Origin of the sequence: Actinoplanes sp. CA-051413, assembly GCF_050955795.1 — a bacterium.
Lineage (GTDB): Bacteria > Actinomycetota > Actinomycetes > Mycobacteriales > Micromonosporaceae > Actinoplanes.
This window is the reverse complement of record NZ_CP192100.1, coordinates 1796518-1816045: the sequence shown is the minus strand read 5'-3', so window position 1 is coordinate 1816045 and position 19528 is coordinate 1796518. Positions and strand designations below refer to the sequence as shown.

The 19528-nt window shown below is 73.5% G+C and carries 16 protein-coding genes and 1 pseudogene; 5 read left to right on the top strand and 12 right to left on the bottom strand.

What is annotated here, in order from left to right; all coding sequences use genetic code 11:
* Positions 1-5: 5 nt before the first annotated feature.
* Together ACQP2Y_RS08665 and ACQP2Y_RS08660 are read right to left on the bottom strand one after the other, a co-directional pair.
* On the bottom strand, positions 6-404 hold the full coding sequence (locus tag ACQP2Y_RS08665) for a hypothetical protein (RefSeq protein WP_433726176.1): 399 nt from the start codon (positions 402-404) through the stop codon (positions 6-8).
* A gap of 14 nt (positions 405-418) precedes the next feature.
* The gene (locus ACQP2Y_RS08660; RefSeq protein ID WP_433726174.1) at positions 419-1414 is read right to left on the bottom strand and encodes a stage II sporulation protein M; all 996 of its coding nucleotides are present in this window, start codon (positions 1412-1414) and stop codon (positions 419-421) included.
* 40 nt (positions 1415-1454) lie between these two features.
* On the opposite strand from ACQP2Y_RS08660, the gene ACQP2Y_RS08655 reads away from it, so the two are divergent.
* Positions 1455-2405 (top strand): RDD family protein, encoded by a 951-nt coding sequence (locus ACQP2Y_RS08655; protein WP_433726172.1) that lies wholly within the window; start codon positions 1455-1457, stop codon positions 2403-2405.
* Here ACQP2Y_RS08655 and argS read toward each other — a convergent pair.
* Positions 2402-3424 (bottom strand): annotated as a pseudogene (argS, locus tag ACQP2Y_RS08650) (arginine--tRNA ligase); the annotation flags it as partial. The gene ACQP2Y_RS08655 and the pseudogene argS overlap by 4 nt on opposite strands.
* A gap of 231 nt (positions 3425-3655) precedes the next feature.
* On the opposite strand from argS, the gene dhaL reads away from it, so the two are divergent.
* Both dhaL and ACQP2Y_RS08640 read left to right on the top strand, forming a co-directional pair.
* The gene (gene dhaL / locus ACQP2Y_RS08645) at positions 3656-5356 is read left to right on the top strand and encodes a dihydroxyacetone kinase subunit DhaL (RefSeq protein WP_433726170.1); all 1701 of its coding nucleotides are present in this window, start codon (positions 3656-3658) and stop codon (positions 5354-5356) included.
* On the top strand, positions 5353-5775 hold the full coding sequence (locus tag ACQP2Y_RS08640; protein ID WP_433726168.1) for a protein-tyrosine phosphatase family protein: 423 nt from the start codon (positions 5353-5355) through the stop codon (positions 5773-5775). The genes dhaL and ACQP2Y_RS08640 overlap by 4 nt, the downstream gene beginning before the upstream one ends.
* Before the next feature lie 100 nt (positions 5776-5875).
* Here the strand turns inward: ACQP2Y_RS08640 and ACQP2Y_RS08635 are convergent, their stop codons facing one another.
* Positions 5876-7936, bottom strand: coding sequence for a methyl-accepting chemotaxis protein (locus ACQP2Y_RS08635; protein ID WP_433726166.1), 2061 nt, complete (start codon positions 7934-7936; stop codon positions 5876-5878).
* Positions 7937-8181: 245 nt separating this feature from the next.
* Here ACQP2Y_RS08635 and ACQP2Y_RS08630 point away from each other — a divergent pair, with 245 nt between their 5' ends.
* On the top strand, positions 8182-9408 hold the full coding sequence (locus ACQP2Y_RS08630) for an aminotransferase class I/II-fold pyridoxal phosphate-dependent enzyme (protein ID WP_433731836.1): 1227 nt from the start codon (positions 8182-8184) through the stop codon (positions 9406-9408).
* Positions 9409-9423: 15 nt separating this feature from the next.
* Here ACQP2Y_RS08630 and ACQP2Y_RS08625 read toward each other — a convergent pair whose 3' ends face one another.
* The 5 genes from ACQP2Y_RS08625 to ACQP2Y_RS08605 form a co-directional block, all read right to left on the bottom strand.
* The gene (locus ACQP2Y_RS08625) at positions 9424-10233 is read right to left on the bottom strand and encodes a class I SAM-dependent methyltransferase (protein WP_433726165.1); all 810 of its coding nucleotides are present in this window, start codon (positions 10231-10233) and stop codon (positions 9424-9426) included.
* A 60-nt stretch (positions 10234-10293) separates the two neighbouring features.
* The gene (locus ACQP2Y_RS08620) at positions 10294-12867 is read right to left on the bottom strand and encodes an ATP-binding protein (RefSeq protein ID WP_433726163.1); all 2574 of its coding nucleotides are present in this window, start codon (positions 12865-12867) and stop codon (positions 10294-10296) included.
* Positions 12868-12977: 110 nt separating this feature from the next.
* Positions 12978-14183 (bottom strand): sensor domain-containing phosphodiesterase, encoded by a 1206-nt coding sequence (locus tag ACQP2Y_RS08615; RefSeq protein WP_433726160.1) that lies wholly within the window; start codon positions 14181-14183, stop codon positions 12978-12980.
* A 33-nt stretch (positions 14184-14216) separates the two neighbouring features.
* Entirely contained in the window at positions 14217-15134 is a 918-nt protein-coding gene (locus ACQP2Y_RS08610; RefSeq protein WP_433726158.1) for a phosphotransferase enzyme family protein, read from the bottom strand.
* A 40-nt stretch (positions 15135-15174) separates the two neighbouring features.
* Positions 15175-16155, bottom strand: a complete 981-nt coding sequence (locus tag ACQP2Y_RS08605; RefSeq protein WP_433726156.1) for a helix-turn-helix transcriptional regulator — start codon at positions 16153-16155, stop codon at positions 15175-15177.
* Positions 16156-16217: 62 nt separating this feature from the next.
* Here ACQP2Y_RS08605 and ACQP2Y_RS08600 point away from each other — a divergent pair, with 62 nt between their 5' ends.
* Positions 16218-16619 (top strand): VOC family protein, encoded by a 402-nt coding sequence (locus ACQP2Y_RS08600; RefSeq protein ID WP_433726154.1) that lies wholly within the window; start codon positions 16218-16220, stop codon positions 16617-16619.
* Positions 16620-16649: 30 nt separating this feature from the next.
* Here ACQP2Y_RS08600 and ACQP2Y_RS08595 read toward each other — a convergent pair whose 3' ends face one another.
* The 3 genes from ACQP2Y_RS08595 to ACQP2Y_RS08585 form a co-directional block, all read right to left on the bottom strand.
* Entirely contained in the window at positions 16650-17471 is an 822-nt protein-coding gene (locus tag ACQP2Y_RS08595; protein WP_433726152.1) for a TrmH family RNA methyltransferase, read from the bottom strand.
* Positions 17472-17498: 27 nt separating this feature from the next.
* A complete protein-coding gene (locus tag ACQP2Y_RS08590; protein ID WP_433726150.1) occupies positions 17499-19043 on the bottom strand; it encodes an aldehyde dehydrogenase family protein in 1545 nt (514 codons plus the stop codon).
* A gap of 103 nt (positions 19044-19146) precedes the next feature.
* Positions 19147-19521, bottom strand: a complete 375-nt coding sequence (locus ACQP2Y_RS08585) for a VOC family protein (protein WP_433726148.1) — start codon at positions 19519-19521, stop codon at positions 19147-19149.
* Positions 19522-19528: the final 7 nt, after the last annotated feature.

Genomic DNA, 19528 nt, shown 5'->3' with positions numbered 1-19528 from the left:
CCCGCTCAGCGGGCGGCCAGGAACGCGGCTACGGCGCACACCACCGCCGCCGCGGTCCGGCCCCGGTCGATCAGCAGCAGCCGGTGCAGCAGTTCCCGGGACCAGCCCCGCCCCAGTCGGCCGTGCGTCGGCGCCGCGCCGAAGGCGGTCAGCAGCCCGGCGACCGCAGCCGCGGCGACGGACACGCTCGTCCAGCCGTCCGGCCCAGCCAGCACCGCCCAGCCGCAGGCGACGACGAGCAGGCCGTAGACGATGACCACCACCGGGGTGATCCGGCGGCTGTGCGCGTCGTGGATCTCGCGCCAGGCGGACTCCGGCGCGTCGGCCAGCGCCGGGTAGACGACCAGGGACACCGTCAGCTGGAAGCCGAGGTGCAAGGCTGCCGCCGCCAGCAGGATCAGCATGGACAGCAGCCTGATCAAGCTGTGGGGACCGGGGTGGCCGAGTGCTCCGGGGCCAGGTCACCGGTCTCGCCCCGGCGGTGGGCCGCCCCGCCCACGCCCAGCGCGTACGCCATGAAGGCCACCCACACCACCGCCCCGATCCCGATCCGCAGCACGGTCGGCAGGCCGGACGGTGTCACGTACGCCTCCAGCAGCCCGGCGACGCCCAGCGTCACGGCCAGGCCCAGCGCGACCAGCATGCCGCCGCGGGCGCGTTCGGCCAGCGCCTGGCCGCGGGTGCGGTGCGGGCCGGGCGCGATCCACGCCCAGCCGATCCGCAGGCCCACCCCCGCGCCGACGAAGATGCAGGTCAGCTCGAGCAGGCCGTGCGGGAGGATGAAGCCGAAGAAGGTGTCCGCGTGGCCCGTGTAGATCATCACGCCGCCGGACATGCCCAGGGCGAAGATGTTCTGGCCGAGGATGTAGATGACCGGCAGGATCAGCACACCCGAGGCCAGGCACTGGGCCGCGATCAGGGCGTTGTGGGTCCAGACGCTGGCCGCGAAGTTCTGCGCCTGGAATTCGCTGTAGTAGTCGACGAAGTCCTGCTCGGCGTAGCGCTGCAGCTCCTGGCCGGTGCCGAAGGTGCTGATCACGTCCGGGTTGGCGGAGAAATACCACATCAGGGCCCAGGCCACCAGGACGTCGACGACCATCACGGTCAGCCACCAGCGGCGGGCCTGGTAGAGCTGGGCCGGGAAGGCCGAGGTGAAGAAGCGCCGGACGGGCTGCCAGGAGAAGCTGCGGCCGCCGGTGACCGCCGAGCGGCCGGCGATGACCAGCTGGGACAGCGAGGCCAGCAGGATCGGGTCCGGTGAGTGGCTGCGGACCACGGACAGGTGGGTCGCCGCCCGCTGGTAGAGCAGGACCAGCTCGTCGGCCTCGTCCGGGGACAGCCGCCGGCGGCGGGCCAGCACCTCGAGGCGGTTCCACTCCCCGCGGCGCTCGGCGACGTACGCGTCCAGGTCCACCGGCGCAGCGTAGCCAACGCCGATCGGGTTAACTACCCGCATGACTGTGGCGGTGCCGGCGACCGGCGGGAGCGACGAGCCGATCGTCAACGGGGAGGCCGTCGAGGTCGACGTACGCCCGGCCCGGGTCGGCTCGCGCGGCCTGGCGCTGATCATCGACATCGCCATGCAGCTGGTCTTCGTCCTGCTGACGGTCATCATCATCGGGATCGGCACGTCGGTGCTGCCGCCGGGCGTGGCCGACGGCGCCTTCATGCAGGCCGCCTTCACCATCGGCGTCATCCTGGTGTTCATCGCCTACCCGACGATCGCCGAGACGCTGACCAACGGCCGCAGCATCGGCAAGCGCGCGATGGGCCTGCGGGTGGTCCGGGTCGACGGCGGCCCGATCCGGCTGCGGCACGCGCTGACCCGCACCCTGGTCGGCGTGGCCGTGGAGTGGCCCGGGCTGTTGTTCCCGCCGTTGACCTGGGCGGTCGCGCTGACCACCATGATCTTCTCGGCCCAGGGCCGGCGGCTGGGCGACCAGGCGGCGGGCACGTTCGTCATCCACGAGCGGTCCCCGGCGCCGTGGGGCTGGGTGCCGTCGATGCCGCCACAGCTCGCCGGCTGGGCGGCCGAGCTGGACCTCAGCGGGCTCGACGACGAGCTGGCCCTGGCCACCCGGCACTACCTGGCCCGGGCGGGCGAGATCCGGCAGCCGCAGAACGGGCGCTTCGCGCACACGCTGGCCCAGGAGGTCGCCGAGAAGATCTCCCAGACGCCACCGCCCGGCACCCCGCCCTGGATGTTCCTCAGCGCGGTGCTGGCCGAGCGCCGCCGCCGGGCCGGCCGGCGGGTGCACACCACCCGCGCGCTGACCCAGCGGATCTGGCCCGGCTTCGGCCGGCTGGACTGGGCCCAGCCGGCCGTCACCGACCCGACCTGGGACCCGGCGGGCGCCAACCGGCCGCTGCTCGGCGTCGTCAAGGAGGAGGGGCGTCCGCTCTAGAGCCGCTCCGGTGTCTCGATGCCGAGCAGGTCGAGGCCCTGCCGCAGGGTCCGGCCGGTCAGCTCGCAGAGGCCGAGCCGGCTCTCCCGGACGCCGGCCGGCGCCTTCAGCACCGGGCACGCCTCGAAGAAGGCGCTGAAGGTCTGGGCCAGCCCGTGCAGGTAGCCGGCCAGCCGGTGCAGCTCCAGCGACTCGGTCAGCCCGGTCACCACCGGGGCGAAGCCGAGCAGTTCCAGTGCCAGGGCGCGTTCGGCCGGGGCGGTGATCCGGATCGGTCCCGGCGCCGCCTGCGCCTTGAGCAGGATGCCCCGGGTCCGGGCGTACGCGTACTGCAGGTACGGCCCGGTGTTGCCGGTCAGCGCGAGCATCCTGTCCCAGTCGAACACGTAGTCCGACATCCGGTCGCCGGACAGGTCGGCGTACTTGACCGCGCCGATCCCCACCGCCCGCGCCACCTCGGCCGACGGGGCGAGCGCCGCGGCCCGGGTGACCGCCTCGTCCAGCACGGCCGCCAGCTTGACCGAGTCGCCGGAGCGGGTCCGGAACATCTTGCCGTCGGTGCCCAGGATCGAGCCGAAGCCGACGTGTTCGGCCCGTACGCCGGCCGGCAGCCAGCCCGCGGCCGCCGCCACCGCGTAGACCATCGCGAAGTGGGTGCGCTGCGGGGCGCCGACGACGTAGAGCAGCCGGGTTGCGCCCAGCTCACCGGTCCGGTACCGCAGGGCGGCGAGGTCGGTGGCCGCGTACCCGAAACCGCCGTCGCTCTTGCGCACGATCAGCGGTAGCGGATCGCCGCCCCGGCCGGTGAAGCCCGGCGGGAACGCACACAGCGCGCCCTCGCTCTCCCGCAGCAGGCCCTGTGCGGCCAGCTCGGCCACCACGGGCTCCAGCTTGTCGTTGTAGAAGCTCTCGCCGGTGAAGTCCTGCGGGGCGAGCGTCACCCGCAGCCGGTGGTACGCGGCCAGCAGATACCGCTGCGACGCCGCGACGAAGTGCCGCCACTGCCGCAACGTGTCCTGGGCGAGCCGGGCGGTGAGAAGAGCTTCGAGATTCATGACGACCCATCGACTTCGACGCGGAGACGGGTCGACAGGTGCCGGTGCCACTCGCGCCGGCGGGATCGACCCGCCGGCTGGAGGCACGTGCTAACGCAACCGGAGGGGGCTCATCCGGCGTCGCTCGCTGTAGTTGCTGTGCACGGCGGCGATGTTACCGGGTCAATCCGCGCGATGGGTAGGAGAATGATCCGGGTGAAGAAGCTGATCAATGCCGTTGACGACGTCGTCAGCGAGGCCCTGGACGGACTCACGCTCACCGCCGCCGGCATCGCCCGCCTGGCCGGCTCGACCACCGCTGTCCGTACCGACATCGACGACGTCCGCGCGGCCGGGCACGTCGCCCTGCTCTCCGGCGGCGGCGCCGGGCACGAGCCGGCCCACGCCGGTTACGTCGGCGCCGGCATGCTGACCGGGGCGGTCGCGGGCGACGTGTTCACCTCGCCGTCCGTGGACGCCGTCCTCGACGCCATCCGAGCGGTGGCGACACCCGGCGGCGTCCTGCTGATCGTCAAGAACTACACCGGCGACCGCCTCAACTTCGGGCTCGCCGCCGAGCTGGCCCGGGCCGAGGGCGTCGACGTGGCCACCGTGGTGGTCGCCGACGACGTCGCGCTGGCCGCCGAGGGAGGCGCCGGCCGCCGGGGCCTCGCGGGCACCGTGCTGGTCCACAAGGTCGCGGGCGCGGCTGCCGCGGCCGGTCTGCCGCTGGCCGAGGTGGCCCGCCGGGCCCAGCGCGTCGCGGACACAGTCGGCACGATGGGCCTCGCCCTCAGCGCGTGCACCGTGCCCGCGGCCGGCCAGCCCGGCTTCCTGCTCGACGCCGACGAGGCCGAGTGGGGCCTGGGCATCCACGGTGAGCCCGGGGTGGAACGCGCCGCCCTGCAGGAGGCCCACGACGTGGCCGAGCGGCTGGTCACCGCGATCGCCGACGACCGCGGCATCGCCCCCGATCAGCCCGTCGCGCTGTTGGTCAACGGCCTCGGCGCGACCCCGCCGATGGAACTGTCCATCGTGGCCGACGCCGCCGTCCGGCAGCTGCGCAAACGCGGCAACCCGGTGGCCCGGCTCTGGGCCGGCAACTTCCTCACCGCGCTGGACATGGCCGGCGTCTCGGTCAGCCTGCTCGCCGTCGACGAGGAGCTGCTGACCGCGCTGGACGCGCCGACCACCGCGCCGGCCTGGCCGCACACCACCCCGGCGGCCGAGGGTGCGGTCATTCCGGCGCCGGCCCCGGCCGAGGGCCCGACCGGCACGCTGCCGGCTGACGACCCGGTGCGCCGGGCCCTGGAGGCGGTGGCGGAGACGCTGGTCGCCCACCGCGACGAGCTGACCGAGCTGGACCGCGAGGTCGGCGACGGCGACATGGGCATCAGCATGGCCCGGGGCGCGGCGGCGGTCCTGGCGGAGTGCCCCGAATACCCCGGCGAGCAGGGCCCGGCGGCGGTGCTGCGGGCCACGTCGGCGACCGTACGGCGCAGCATCGGCGGCACCTCCGGCCCGCTGTACGCGATCATGCTGCTCCGCGCGGCGGCCGCCCTGGAGGAGGCCGGCCCGGACGACCCGGCCCGCGCGTGGTCGGCGGCGCTGCGAGCGGGCACCGACGGCGTCCGCGAGGTCGGCGGGGCCGAGGTCGGCGACCGCACGATGGTCGACGCCCTGGCCCCGGCCGCGGAGGCCATGGCAGCGGCATTGCGCGACGGCGCCTCGGGCCGTGACGCCCTGGCCGCCGCGGTGGACGCGGCCCGCAACGGGGCGCAGGGCACCACGGCGATCCGGGCCCGGCTGGGCCGGTCCAGCTATCTGGGCGACCGGGTGATCGGCCACCCGGACCCCGGCGCCCGCGCCGTGGTGCTGTGGCTGTCGTCCGTGGCGTCGTCCCTGCTCCCGGCATGACCTGGGATCCCGCCGGACCCGGGATCCTGGCCCTGCCGTCCGGGCGGCTGGTGCGCGGGCGGGGACTCCGCCGGCCGCTGCCGCCCGGGCCGGTCCCGGAGTTCGGGGTGTACCTGCTCGGCGCCGAACCGGCCCCGGTGGCGTGGGAGAGCCGGTGGCTGCGCTGGCCCGATTTCCGGCTGCCGGCCGACCGGGCCCAGGCGGTGAAGCTGTTGGGCGAGGCCTGGGAGCGGGCCGCGGACGAGCGGGTGGAGGTCGCCTGCGGCGGCGGCCGGGGGCGCACGGGTACGGCGCTGGCCTGCCTGGCCGTGCTCGACGGCGTGCCCCCGTCGGAGGCGGTGGCTTACGTCCGCGCCGGTTATCACCGCGGGGCGGTCGAGACGCCCTGGCAGCGCCGCTACGTCCGGACGTTCCCCTGACGCCGATCCCACCGGCCGGCCGGCGGCGACCGGCGCGGCCCGGCTCGGCGCGGCTGGCTCGGCGCGGCCGGCTCGGTCCGCTCGGCGCGGCCCGCTCGGCCTAGGTGGCCGGTAGGGCGGCGCCCTCGATGAGGTCGGCGACGTAGCGGTCGACCCGCTCGGCCAGGGCGTCGTCCGGGATCATGAACTGCAGGCCGGCCTCGCCCGCTTCGTCGCCGGTGCCCAGGCTGACGACCCGGGCCGGGATGCCTTCGTGCAGTGTTCCCAGGCTCTCGATCCGGACGGCGTCGCCGATGCCCAGGGGGCTGGCCGCGTCCAGGTGGACCCGGATGCCGCCGCGGCTGACGTTGATCAGCTCGGTGGTGTAGGTGTCCCCGGCCCGCTGCACCCGGACGGTGCCGGACATGGTCACCCGGTCGCTCTCCCGGCGTTCGAGCTGCGCGGACAGGCCCGACATCTCCTCGACCCGGCCGATCGTGCGGCCCATCTGGTCGGCCAGCCGGCCCACCACCGTGCCCTGGTCGGCGGCGACCGCGCGCAGCGACGTCGCGGCGTCGCCCACCCCGGCGATACCGGCGACCATCGTGGCGATGGTGTCGGCCATCTGCTGGGTGTCGCGTTCGAGCTCGCTGATCGTCCCGGCGATCTGCTCGGTCGAGACGGATGTGCTGTTGGCCAGCTCCTTGACCTCGTCAGCGACGACGGTGAAGCCCAGCCCCAGCTCGCCCGCGCGGGCGGCCTCGATGGTGGCGTTGAGGGCCAGCAGCCGGGTCTGGCCCGCGATGCCCTTGACCAGGGTGGCCGTCTCGGCGACCCGGCGCAGGCTCTGCTCCAGCGAGGCGATCACGTCCTCGGCCCGCCGGGCGTCGGCCACCACCGCCTCGGTGGCCGCGCCGGTGGCCGAGATGCCGCTGTCGATGGTCTCGGCCGCCCGCCGGACGTCGCCGACCTGATCGGTGACCCGGCGCAGCTCCTCGGCGATGACCGTGGTCGAACCGTCGATGATGTGCTGGGCGCGGTCGCGCAGCCGCAGCTCGGCCTGCCGCTGATGCTGGAAGCTGGTCCGCAGCTGCTCCTCGCGGACGACCTGGGCGCGGGCCAGCTCCTCCTCCTGGGCCAGCATCCGGGACCGGGCGGTGGTCAGGGCCTGGCCGATGTCACCGAGCTCGTCCCGGCCGGCCGGGACCGGGCGCGTCTCCAGGTCACCGTCGGCGATCGCCGTGACGCCGCGGACGGCCAGGGCCACGTCGTGCCGGGTACGCCACAGCACGCCGACGGCGAACCACGCGGCGAGCACAAAACCGCCGATGGTGACGCAGAGGACGATCAGCCGTTCCCGTTCGAAACCGTCCACCCGGATCTCGAGCAGGTCGTCCAGGACCTCGGCGAGCGGGCCGACCGCGCCGGACATGGCGGAGGCCACCGGGCCCACGTCGGCCGGGCCGGGCCGGCCCAGGTTGTCGGTGAGCTGTTCGGCCAGTGTGGTCATGGCGTCGGCCGCGGCGCCGATCTCGGTCAGCCGGCCGTCGAGCCCGTCCATCGCCGTGTTGGCGGCCGCGGTGCTCACGTCGTACCGGAGATTGTCGGCCGCGGTGGCCAGCTCCCCGGCCCGGACCGCCTGGGTCGCGATGGCGTTGGTCCCGCCGGTCAGATCGGCCGCGGCGATCTTGGCCGCGCCCAGCAGCGCCTTCGGCAGCTGCACGATCTGGGCATCCATGACGTAGAACGAGTCCAGGTCCGGGTCCAGGATCAGGTTCGAGTTGTTGCCGGCGTCGGTGATCAGCCCGGCGAGCGCCGTGGCCAGCGCGAACCGCTGGATCGGGGTGGGCCCCAGCCGCCCCGGCACGGCCCGCACGGAGTCGTCGAGCCGCAGCTCGGGATGGGCGGCCACGGCGGCCCGGACACCGGCCAGGTCGGGTTCCTTGGCGGCGACCGTGTTCGCCAGCGCCAGCAGAGCCGGCCGGACCACCTCGAGGCCCTGCCGTTCGGCCTCGCTGAAGGCGATCTGCGCCCGGGCCTCGCGGACATAGGCGGACGTGGCCACGATGCCGGGGATCATCAGCACCAGGATGAGGGCGGCCAGGCGGGTGCTGGTGCGCATCCGGTCCGCGATGGGCAGGACCGGGCGCAGCAGCGCCGGGGCGGCGGATTCGCTCTGCATCGCGGGCTAGAGCCGATCCCGGTACGCCGCGTGCTCGGCCCCCACCGTCATCCGCATGCCCCGATTCCACCACGCGAAAGCCTCATGATCGGGCGAAACGGCACAGTGGGCGGGACCGAGTTCACTACCGCGAAAGCCCGCCTGACGTGATTGGGCCTGCATTCTGCATCGCTCGGGTTCATCCGCGAGCCGCCCGGGTACGGCTTCATGATTCGTTCTGTGAGAGGGGTTCACTCGTGCCGGCAATGACGCACGACATCGAAGACCTGCGCCTGCACAGCCGCATGTACGACGCCGTCATCGACGAGATCGAGGGGCGCCGGATCCGGATCGGCCAGGACTGGCTGGTCGACTGGGCGTCCTGCAACTATCTCGGCCTGGACCTCGACGAGGAGGTCATCGGCGCGGTCGAGGGGCAGCTGCGCAAGTGGGGCACCCATCCGAGCTGGTCGCGCATGCTCGGCAGCCCGCGGCTCTATCCGCAGCTCGAGGAGCGCCTGAGCGACCTGCTCGGCGCCGAGGACGTCCTGCTGCTGCCCACCATCTCCCAGATCCATCTCGGCGTCATCCCGGCGCTGGCCCAGCAGGGCACGTTGATCATGGAGAGCCGGGCGCACAAGACCATCTACGACGGCTGTGTCTTCGCGCGGGGGCAGGGCGCGACGCTGCGCCGCTTCCGCAGCGGCGACACCGACGAGCTCGCCCGCCTGCTCCGGGAGGCCACCGCCCGGCCGGTCATGGTCTGCATGGACGGCGTCAACAGCATGACCGGCGACATCCCGGACCTGAAGACGTACGCCCGGCTGTGCCGGGAGTACGGCGCGGTCCTGTACGTCGACGACGCCCACGGCATGGGCGTGATCGGCGAGCGCAGTCCCGTCGAGCAGTCCCCGTACGGGCTGCGGGGCAACGCCATCGTCAAGCACAGCGGCGAGACGTACGACGACATCATCCTGGTCGGCGGCTTCTCCAAGGCCTACTCGTCGCTGCTGGCGTACCTGGCGTTGCCGACGGCGGTGAAGGACCGGCTGAAGGTCGCCGCGCCGACGTACCTGTATTCGGGCCCGTCCCCGGTGGCGTCGCTGGCCACGGTCATGGCCGGCCTGGACGTCAACGACAAGCGCGGTGACGAGCTGCGCACGCACCTCTACCGGCTGACCATGAAGCTGCTCTCGCACGTCCGGGGCCTGGGGGTGCACACCCTGAACCGGGACGACACCCCGGTCGTGGAGATCCCGATCTCACCCGAGCACGACCTGATCGCCGTCTCCGAGCGGCTGTGGCGGGCCGGGCAGTACGTGACGCTGGCGCCGTACCCGGGGGTGCCCCGCGACGAGATCGGCTTCCGCGTGCAGCTGACCGCGGCGCACACCGAGGACCAGGTCGACGCCCTCAACGACGTGCTGACCGAGCTGGCCGGGGACGGGGCTCTGCGGGCCGCCGTCCCTCAGCAGCGCCGGCCGGTCGACTGACCGGACCCGGCCGGGTCAGACGCGGGTGGCCAGCACCTCGACGTACGCGGACGGGACCTTCGTGGTGCCGTCCGTGGCCACGTCGTACCGGGTGATCAGGTCGACCAGGTCGGCGTGCAGGAGCTTGCCGTCCTCGCCGAGCGCCTCGAAGGCCTTCAGCGTCGGCCCGTAGTGCGCCCGGAAGTAGTCGGCGAAGTCCTCCGGCGACCCGAACCGGAAGACGAACTCGCGCCGGGTCACCCGCAGGTCGGTGACCCGGTCGCCGAAGAGTTCGCGCAGCCGCGGCTCGTTGCCCCATTCGACGGGCGCGCGCACGCCGGGCGGCGGCGGGACGCGGCGGCCGACGGTGCGGAACAGTTCGCCGATGAAGCCGTCCGGCGTCCAGTTGGCCAGGGCGATCGTGCCGCCCGGCCGGCACACCCGGGTCAGTTCGACGGCCGCGCGTTCCTGGTCGGGGGCGAACATGACGCCGACGACGGACAGGACCGCGTCGAACTCGCCGTCGCGACCGGGCAGGGCCTCGGCGTCGCCCTCGACGAAGCCGACCGGGAGGTGCTCGGCGGCGGCCCGGGCCCGGCCGCGGTCCAGGAGTTCGGGTACGTAGTCGACCCCCGTCACCGTGCACAGGCACCGGGCCGCCGCGATGGCCGCGTTGCCCGTACCGGTGGCCACGTCGACGACCCGCGACCCGGCGGACAGGTCCGCCGCCTGCACGAGCGCCTCGGAGATGGGTTGGATCAGGGCCGCGACCGCGCCGTAGTCGCCGCTGGCCCAGGTCTTCTGCTGGCGTGCTTTGATGCCGTCAAGGGCAAGTGAACTCGTCATGCGGCTGACGCTAGGAGCGGCGGGCCGGGGCTCGCGTGGGGAGTTCTCCCCATGTTGGCGTCAGCGGGGCGCGAGCAGGCCGAGGCGGCGGGCGGCCGCGGCGGCCTGGCCTCGCGACGGTACGCCGAGCTTGCCGAGCACCGCCGACACGTGATGGTCGACGGTCTTCGCCGACAGCGTCAGCCGCGCGGCGATGTCGGCGTTGCTCAGCCCTTCGGCGAGCAGCGTCAGCACCTCCCGCTGCCGGGCCGTCAACCCGGTCGGATGGGCGGCCGTCGCCGGACGAGGCCCGCGCGGCACCTTGGCGCCCTTGTCCCGCAGCTCGGCGCGCAGCCGCCTGGCCGTGCCCACCGCGCCGAGACCGTCCACAATGCGCAGCGCCTCCGCGGTCGCCTCCTCGTCACCGCAGCTCAGCGCCTCGGCCCGGGCGTACGCGCAACCCCGCCGCTCCCATTCGGCGGCGGCACCCCGCCAGTCACCCTCGATCAGCAACCTGTACGGCAATGCGATCAGCTCGGTGACCGGGATCGGCTCCCCCGCCCGCCACTGCCAGTAGGCGAGCTGTCCCGCGAACCAGGCATGCCCGAACCGTTCCGCCAGCTCGTACCCGCGTCGCGCCTCGGCGGCCGCGCGGGCCGGATCCCCGGCGATCCAGTAGTACTCGGCCAGCCCGGTCGAGACCGGCCCGACGAACTGCACCTCGTCCGCCTCGTACGCCGGCCCCTCGGCCTTGAACAGGATGTCGACGGCGTCCGGGTCGCCGCGGCGGGCCCGCAGCTTGCCCAGCGCGACCTGCGCGGTGCTGCGGGAGGGCCCGGGACGTTCCGGACCGGACATGGCGGTCTCGGCGTCGGCCTGGGCGCCGGCCCAGTCGCCGCGGGCCAGTTGCATCGCGGCCCGGTAGCCGAGCAGATGGCGCACGTAGCCGTCCAGGTCGCGGGCCTCGGCGAAGTTCAGCACCCGTTCCAGCACGTCCTCGGCGATGTCGAAGTCGCACCACTCGACCGCCTGGCAGGCCTTGTTGGCCAGGGCCCGGGTGGCGTGGTCGTCGAGCCCGGCCGCGGCGGCGAGCGCGTGGGCCCGTTCCAGCTCCGCGCCGCCCTGCCCGGGGTCGCGTTCCATCCGGGTCGAGCCGACGTTGACCAGGGCGTGCACCTCGGTGTCGAGGTCGCCGAAGTGCCGGGCCAGGTCGATGGCGCGTTCGCCCCACTCGATGGCGGTGGCCTCGCCGGCGAGCATGTGCAGCTGCGACAGGTTGCTGTAGGCCATCGCGAGCTGCGGTCCGGGCGCGATCGACTCGAGCACCTCCACCGCGCGGACGCCGGCCTGCCGGGCCTGCCGGGTGTACCCCCGCCACCAGCTGAGCCGGGACACCCAGCGCAGGTTCTCGCCGATCCGTACGGTGTCACCGGCCTGCTCGCGCAACGTCAGCGCCTGCCGCCGGGCCTCCAGCGCCTCCACGATCTGCCCGGCCAGATAGGCGACGGTCGCGTACGCCTCCAGCAGCTCGGCCCGTTCCGCCGCCGGCGCGCCGGCCGCGTGCCGCAGCGCCAGCTCGTAGTGGGCCGCGGCCTGCTTGTTGGCGCCGACCCCGGCCGCCCGTACGGCGGCGACGGGCGCCCAGCGCAGCACCGCGGCGGCGTCCCCGGCGTGGTGGGCGTGGTGCACGAGCCGGGCCGGGTCCACGCCGGCCCGGGCGGCGAGCTGGGCGAGCACGTCGGCGTGCAGGGCGGCCCGGCGCACCGGCGACAACTCCTGCTCCACCGCCCGGCGCAGCAGCTCGTGCCGGTACGCGACCCCGTCCGCGGTGGCGCTCAGCACGCCTCCGGCCAGGCATTCCTCGACGCCGGCGCCGCGTGAGGCGAGCAGCGCGGGCTCGGCCTGGGACGGCACGACGGCCACGAAACCGGCGGCCTCCCGGCCCTCCGGTGACAGCGCGGACAGCCGGGACAGCACCAGGTCGCGCACGGTGGCGGGTACAGCGGAGTCGGTTGCGGCGAGGACCTCGGTGACCAGCAGGGGGTTACCGCCCGTCACCGCGTACACGGAGGAGGAAGCCCGGCCCGCGCGGCGGGCGAGCTCGTCGACCGCCTGGACCGACAGCGGGGCCAGCGGAAACCGCCGGACCAGGGTCCGCGGCAGGCCGGCCAGGACGGTCCGCAGCTGGTGGTCGGGACCGATCTCGTCATCGCGGTACGTGATAACGAGCAGCACCCGCAGCACCGCCAGCCGGCGTCCCAGGAACGCCACCAGGTCGAGGGTCGCCTCGTCGGCCCAGTGCAGGTCCTCCATGACCACCACGGGCCGGCGGCGCTGCCGGGGACCGTCGAGCGCGTCGAGCAGAGCGTCGAAGACCGCGCTCCGCTCCCCCGCGGCTATCCGTTCCCGCAGCGCACCGCCCACCTCGCGGGCGATGTCGTGCAACGGCCCGAGGGCCCGCGGGGTGAGCAGAGGATCGCAGGCGCCCCAGAGCACCCACGCGCGCGGACCCGCCGCGGCGGCGAAAGCGGTGGCCAGACTGGACTTGCCGGCGCCGGCCTCACCGGAGACGACAGCGATCCGCCCGCCACCGGCCGTGTCGGCCAGCAGCGCGTCCAGGTCGGCGAGGGCGCTGTCGCGCTCCAGAAGGTCCATCGCGGCCGAGCGTACTGACGCACGGCCGTCCGGCACTGCCGACAACCGGACAGTCTTCGCAGCTCAATGGGGCGGACCGGGGCGTTCCGGCCACCGGTACGCCGCGGCGGTCAGCCGAACGCGGGCGCCGGCGCGGCCACGGGGTATTCGTCGTGCAGCTCGCCGGGGGTGGTGGCGCGGCCGAAGTGCCAGCCCTGGCCGAGGCCGGCACCGAGCTTCGCCAGCGCCGCGGCGTCCGCCTCGGTCTCGACGCCTTCGGCGACGACCTGGGCGCCGGTGGCCCGGGCCAGGTCGACCAGGGAGTGCACCACCACGGAGAGCACCGGGTCGTCGCTGAGCCCGGTGACGATGCTGCGGTCGAGCTTGATGACGTCGGGCGCGGTGATGACGATGTGCCGCAACGAGGAGAAGCCGGCGCCGACATCGTCGATGGCCAGCCGCATGCCGCGGGCCCGCAACGGCGCCAGCACGGCCTTCAGGGCGTCGTAGTCCTCGATCGGTTCGTGCTCGGACAGCTCCAGCACCACCCGGTCGAGCGGCAGCCGGGCCAGGAAGTCGGCGCAGTCGTCGGTGAACAGCGTCTCCGGCGAGACGTTCATGGCCACGTAGCCGGTCACCCGGTCGAGGTGCTCCCCGGCCCGCCGCAGAGCCAGCACCTCGAGGCGTTCGCGTTCGCCGATCAGGTCAGCGTCGGCGAAGCACAGGTCGGGCGCGAGGTTCCACTCCCGCGGGAACCGGCTCAGCGCCTCGGTGCCGACCCGCCGCCGGGTGACGAGGTCGACGATGGGCTGCAACAGCACGAGCGGGCCACCGCTGTCGATCACCGGCCGCAGCCGGCTCTCGATCTCGGCGTTGCGCTTCCGCTCCCGCACCCCGGGCTCGATGATCACCGACGCGGCCCGGGACAACACCTCCATCAACGCCTTGTCCCGCTTGCTGAGCTCCTTGTCGGCGGCGAACCCGGCAGCGCAGAAGGTGCCGTAGACGGTGCCGTCACTGAGCACCATCGGCACCGAGACGAAGCTGCGGATCCGCGGCATCCGGGCCGAGGGCAGCTTCATGGCGGCCGGAAAATCCTTGACGTTCGGCATGACCGCGGGCAGCTTGCCATCGATGATCGCCTGGCAGAACGTGGTCGCCTGAGGCTGGGTGTTGCCGTCCCGGAACACCCACGGCAGCGGCGACTCGACCACCTCCAGATGCTGGGTGGTCCCGTCCATCCGGGTCATGAAGGCGAGGCTGAGCCCCAGCGACTCCCGCGCGGTCCGCAACAACTCCGCGACCTGCTGCTCAGCCTCGTTGCGTTTGTGCCGCACGATCGCCTCCTCGGTCCAGCCGGACTGCCCCTCTCATCGGCCGGCGAAGCCCCCAGCTGAGACGCCGAACCGCCGCCCCGCGGCGCGCAGCTCGGTGAGGTTCTGCTCGACCCAGCCCTCGGTCAGCGATTCGGTGCCACGCATCGCCGGTTTCGCGTACAGGTGGAAGTGCAGGTAGTCGATCCGCAGCAGCACGCCCAGCCAGGGCACCGCCGCCTCGTCCGCGGCCCGGAACGGGCGCACCGAGCGGTAGCCGGCCAGGAACGCCGCCCAGTGCGGCGTCCCAGCCACGGGGGCGAGATCCGCGGCCCGGTAGCCGTCCGCCGCCCGGTCCAGGTCGAAGAAGATGATCCGGTCGCCGTCCTGGTGCACGTTGTCCAGGGTCACGTCGCCGTGGCAGATGCCGCGGTCCAGCTCGGCCGCGCTTACCCGGCGGCCGGCCTCGGCCGCCAGCGCGGCGATCAACGACCGGTCGGCGGCGTCCGGCACCCGGGCCAGGACCTCGTCGACCAGCTCGCCAACGTCGACAGCCGGCGGGCCCGGGAAGCCGGAGGCGGCCTCGTGGAACGCGGCCGTGGCAACGCCGAAACGGTGGTAGGGCTCGTCGGTGCGTGGCTTCGGCGGTTTGCCACCGGGCACCCACTCCCAAAGCGTGAAGGCCCGCGGACCCTCGGCCGCCGTGAGCGTGCCGGCCGGGCGGCCGTCGAGCAGCGGTACGCCCTGAGCGACGCCCGCCCCTACGTGCGCTGCCAGTGCCACTTCCCAGGCGGCGGACGCGTACCCGGCTCGGTAGAGCTTGAGCACCTGCGGACCGGACGGCGTGTCCAGCCGGTAGACGTCGTTGACGAGCGAGCGCAGCAGGACGCAGCGGGTGACGTCGAGGCCGTACTCCCGGGCGGCGATGCCGGCCAGCGCTGTGGGGTCGACTATCGAGCGCAGGGTGGGGACCATGCTGCGACCGTACGGTCGCGGCCCACACCCGGCGACCGGGTTACCCGGCGCCTGGAGTGGCGCGGGCGGCAGCCGCGAGTCGTTCGGCGAGGGCGGCGACCAGCCCCCGCAACTCGTCCGGCCGCTCGATCACAAACGGCCGGTCGAGCGACGCCAGCACCCCCGGAATCCAGTCAAGCCGCTCAGCCCGCAGCTCAGCCCGCACCCACCCCCCGCCCTCCGGATCCGGGTCGAGCTCCGCCACCCCCGCGGGCAGCCGGCTCCGGATGTGCTCGACCGTCGCCTGGATCCGTACAGTCACCCGATGCCGGTACGGCGCCCCAGCCAACCCGGACAGCACCCGCCGCACCGGATCCACCCCGGCGGGCGCCTCGAACGAGCCCGGCAACGTCCTGGCGTCAGCGATCCGGTCGAGCCGAAACGTCCGGTCCGCCCCGAGGTCCGGGTCGACGCCCGTGACGTACCACCGCCCGGAGTGCGCGACCAGCCCGTACGGATGCACAGTCCGCGCACTGCGCCGCCCGTCGCCCCCGGTGTACGTGATCGCGACCGGCCGGCAGTGCCGCACCGCGTCCGCGATCGTCAGCAGCACAGCGGTCTCCGGCAGGGCGAACTCGCCGGGCGCGGCCGTGAAGGCGAGCGACTCGAGCACGGTGTCGAGCTTGCGGGCGAGCCGCTCGGGCAGCACCCGCCGGATCTTGGCCGCCGCCGTCTCGCTCGCCGTGCCCGTGGTCGTCGCCAGGCCCGTACGGCGACCGGCGATCAGGCCGAGCAGCACGGCGAGTGCTTCGTCGTCGCTGAGCATCAGCGGTGGCATGCGGAAACCTGAGGCGAGCCGGTAGCCGCCGTGCCGGCCGCGTACCGATTCGACGGGCACGTCCAGGTCGATCAGGTGGGCCACGTACCGCCGTACGGTGCGAGGGTCGACGCCCAGCCGGTCGGCGAGCTCGGTCAGGGTTCGGATGCCGCCCGACTGCAGTAGCTCCAGCAGGGTGAGGACCTGGGCGGTGGGTCGGGCCATGGGCGAAAATTTAGCGCGAATACTGGGCCGTTTCTGTCCAGTATCGGTTCTAGCGTGCCCTCATGAACATCGTCTCGATCCGCATCATCACCGCTGACGCCGCGCGGCTGGTCGCCTTCTATGAGCAGGTCACGGGGGTGCAGGCGCACTGGTTCACCGAGGATTTCGCCGAGTTGACCACCGAGCGGGCCACTCTCGCGATCGGCAGCACCCGTACCGTTGATCTGTTCGCGCCCGGCGCGGCCCGGCCGGCCGACAACCGCACCGTGATCATCGAGTTTCTCGTCGACGACGTGGACCTTGTCTACCGCGGCATCGCCGGCCGGGTCGACGAGGTCGTCGCCGAGCCCACCACGATGCCCTGGGGCAACCGGTCGCTGCTGGTGCGCGACCCCGACGGCAACCTCGTCAACTTCTTCACCCCGGTAACCCCGGCAGCCATCGAAAAGTTCGCCCGGAGCTAACGGCGGCGAAGCTGGCAAGCAGCTCCAGACCTAACGGCGGCGCCGCTGGCGGGCGGCCTCGTACAGTGCCACGCTGGCCGCCGAGGCCGCGTTCAGGCTGCTGGCCGCGCCCGTGATCGGGATCCGGACCATCTGGTCGCAGGCCTCCCGCCAGCCGGCGCTCAGCCCGTGCGTCTCGTTGCCGACCGCCAGGACCGTCGGCCCGGTCAGGTCGTGCTCGGCGATCTCGACCGGGCCGCGCTCGTCGGTGCCGACGACCTGCACCGGTACGCCGTCCGCGCGCAGATCGCCGACCCAGTCGAGGACCTCCCGGTGGCTCGGCACCCGCACCACCGGCAGCGCGAAGAGCGACCCGGTGCTGGCCCGGACCGCCTTCGGGTCGTACGGGTCCGCGGCGTGCCCGGTGACGACCACGCCGGTGGCGCCGAACGCGTCCGCCGAGCGCACCAGCGTGCCGATGTTGCCCGGCGTGGTGGGCCGGTCGAACACCACCACCAGCAGGTTCGCGCCGGGCGTCAGGCGGGTCAGGTCGTCCGGCGGCAGGCCCACCACGGCCAGCAGTTCCGGCGCGTCCTCGTCCTTGCCGCCCAGCTCGCGCATCAGCTCGGCGGCGACCACGGCCCGCGGCGCGCCGGCCGTCTCGATGACCTCGCGCCCCCACTTGGACAGGCCGGGCCCGTCCGAGGCCAGCAGGGTGCGGATCTCCCAGCCGCGTTCCACGGCCAGGGAGATCGGGCGGACACCCTGGACCAGGAACTCACCGGCGCGCTGCCGCTTGTTCCGGTTGGTCAGCAGGGCCTCCCACTGCTGGAACGTCGCATTGCGCGTGCTGATCCGCATCGTCCTGGGCATGGCGTCCAGTCTGGTGCAGCCCGGCGCTCACATGTCCGGCGGGTAGCTGCTGTAGTCGGGGAAGTTGCCGTACAGGCGCTCGCCGGGCTCGCCCTCGGTGACCGCGTGCACGAGCAGGTCGCCGCCGACGAACGCGCCCTTCCAGGAGGCGCCGCGGCCGCCGAAGCACTCGTCACGGTCGCCCCGCGAGCGCGGCCGGTTGATGCCGACCTTGAAGGCCTGCACGTCCTGGGCGAGCTTGGCCGCCAGTTCCTCGTCGTCGACCGCGATGCTCGCCACCAGGGCGCCGTTGCTGGCGTTCATCGCCGACAGCAGCTCGTCCTCGGTGTCCACCACGATGATCGTGTCCACGGGACCGAACGGTTCGGCGTGCATGAGCCGGGACCGGCCGGGCGGTGCCAGCAGCGCGGCCGGCGCCACGTACGCGCTGGTGTCCTGCCCGTCCAGGAACCGGCCCGCCGAGCTCGCGCCCCGGTGCAGGGGCACCGCCCCGCCGCGGATCGCCTCGTCGACCTTGCGGCGCAGCTCGCCGGCCTTGGCCGCGCTGATCAGCGGCCCGAAGTCCAGCTCCGGCAGCGGGTCGCCGGGCGTCTCGACGGCGAGCGGATGCCCGAAACGGACCGCCTTGACCACCGGCAGGTACACGTCCAGGAACGCGTCGACGAGTTCCCGCTGCACCACGAACCGCGGGTACGCCGTGCAGCGCTGCTTGCCGTACTCGAAACCCTTGCGCAGGTGCCCGGCCAGCAGGTCCCACTGGGAGAAGTCCCAGATCCCCCACGCGTTGAGGCCCTCCTGCTCGATGAAGTGCCGCTTGTCGGAGTCGAGCAGCGCAGCCGCCACCTTGCCGCCGTTGGAGCGGCCGCCGACGAACGCGACCGCGCCGATCTCCGGCGCCCGGACCAGCACCTCGGAGAGCTCCTCGCCGCTGCCGGAGAGCAGCGTCACGGGCAGCCCGGCCCGCACCATCAGCGCGTGGGCCAGCGTCAGGCACACGGCGCCGCCCTGCGACGGCGTCTTGGCGATGACCGCGTTGCCGGCCAGCAGCTGCACCAGCTCGGCGTGCACGAGCACGCTCATCGGGTAGTTCCAGGAGGCGATGTTGCTGACCGGTCCAGGCAACGGTTCCCGGCCGGCGACCTGCCGGTCGATCTGCTCGGCGTACCAGCGCACGCCGTCCAGAGCCCGGTCGACGTCGGCGCAGGCCAGCCGCCACGGTTTGCCGATCTCCCAGGCCAGGGTCAGGGCCAGCAGGTCGCGGTGCAGGGCCAGGGCCTCGACGGCGGCCGCGACGCGGGCCTTGCGTTCGGCGAGCGGCGTCGCCGACCAGATCCGGTGGGCCGCGGTCGCGGCCCGCACGGCCTCGGCCGCGGTGCCGGCATCGACCTTGGCCAGGTGCGTGAGCAGGGTGCCGTCCACGGGGGTACGGAGCTCAGCCGGCGTGCCGACGTCATGCCACTTGCCGGCGTAGAGATTGCGCAGCCGGTCGGCCGTGAGCGCCTCGGGCGCGGCGGCCGCGACCCGGGCGAGGACGTCGGACCAGGCTGTTCCAGGGGCGAGGGTCAGGCTCATGCCTCACTGTGCGAAGCGCAGCACCCTGATCACCATCCGGATGTGACGTCGCGGGCGCGCCTTCTTGCCCAGCACGGAACTATGCCGGATTTTCTGCCGTTGCTCACCAGCTCCGGGTGGAAAGAACGAGCCGATATCCGTCCGGGTCAGCCACGGTCACTCCCCACTTGTCCCAGTAGCCGCCTTGAGACACCCGGGTGCCGCCGTTCGCCTCCAGCCGGGCCACCAACTCCTCGTCGACCGGCCCGGCCAGGTAGAGCACCAGCAGGTCCTGCTCGGTCGGCGCCGGCTCGCTCGACGACCCGCCGACCAGCTCGAGGTGCCAGGCCGCCTGAGGCCAGCCGAGCATGACGATGTCGTGCGGACCCGAACCCTCGTAGAGCACCTCCAGCCCGAGACCGTCGACGTAGAAGCGGCGCGCGGCGGCGAGATCACGGCACGGCCGGGCCAGGCGTACGGAAACCAGCGGATCGATCATCCGATCA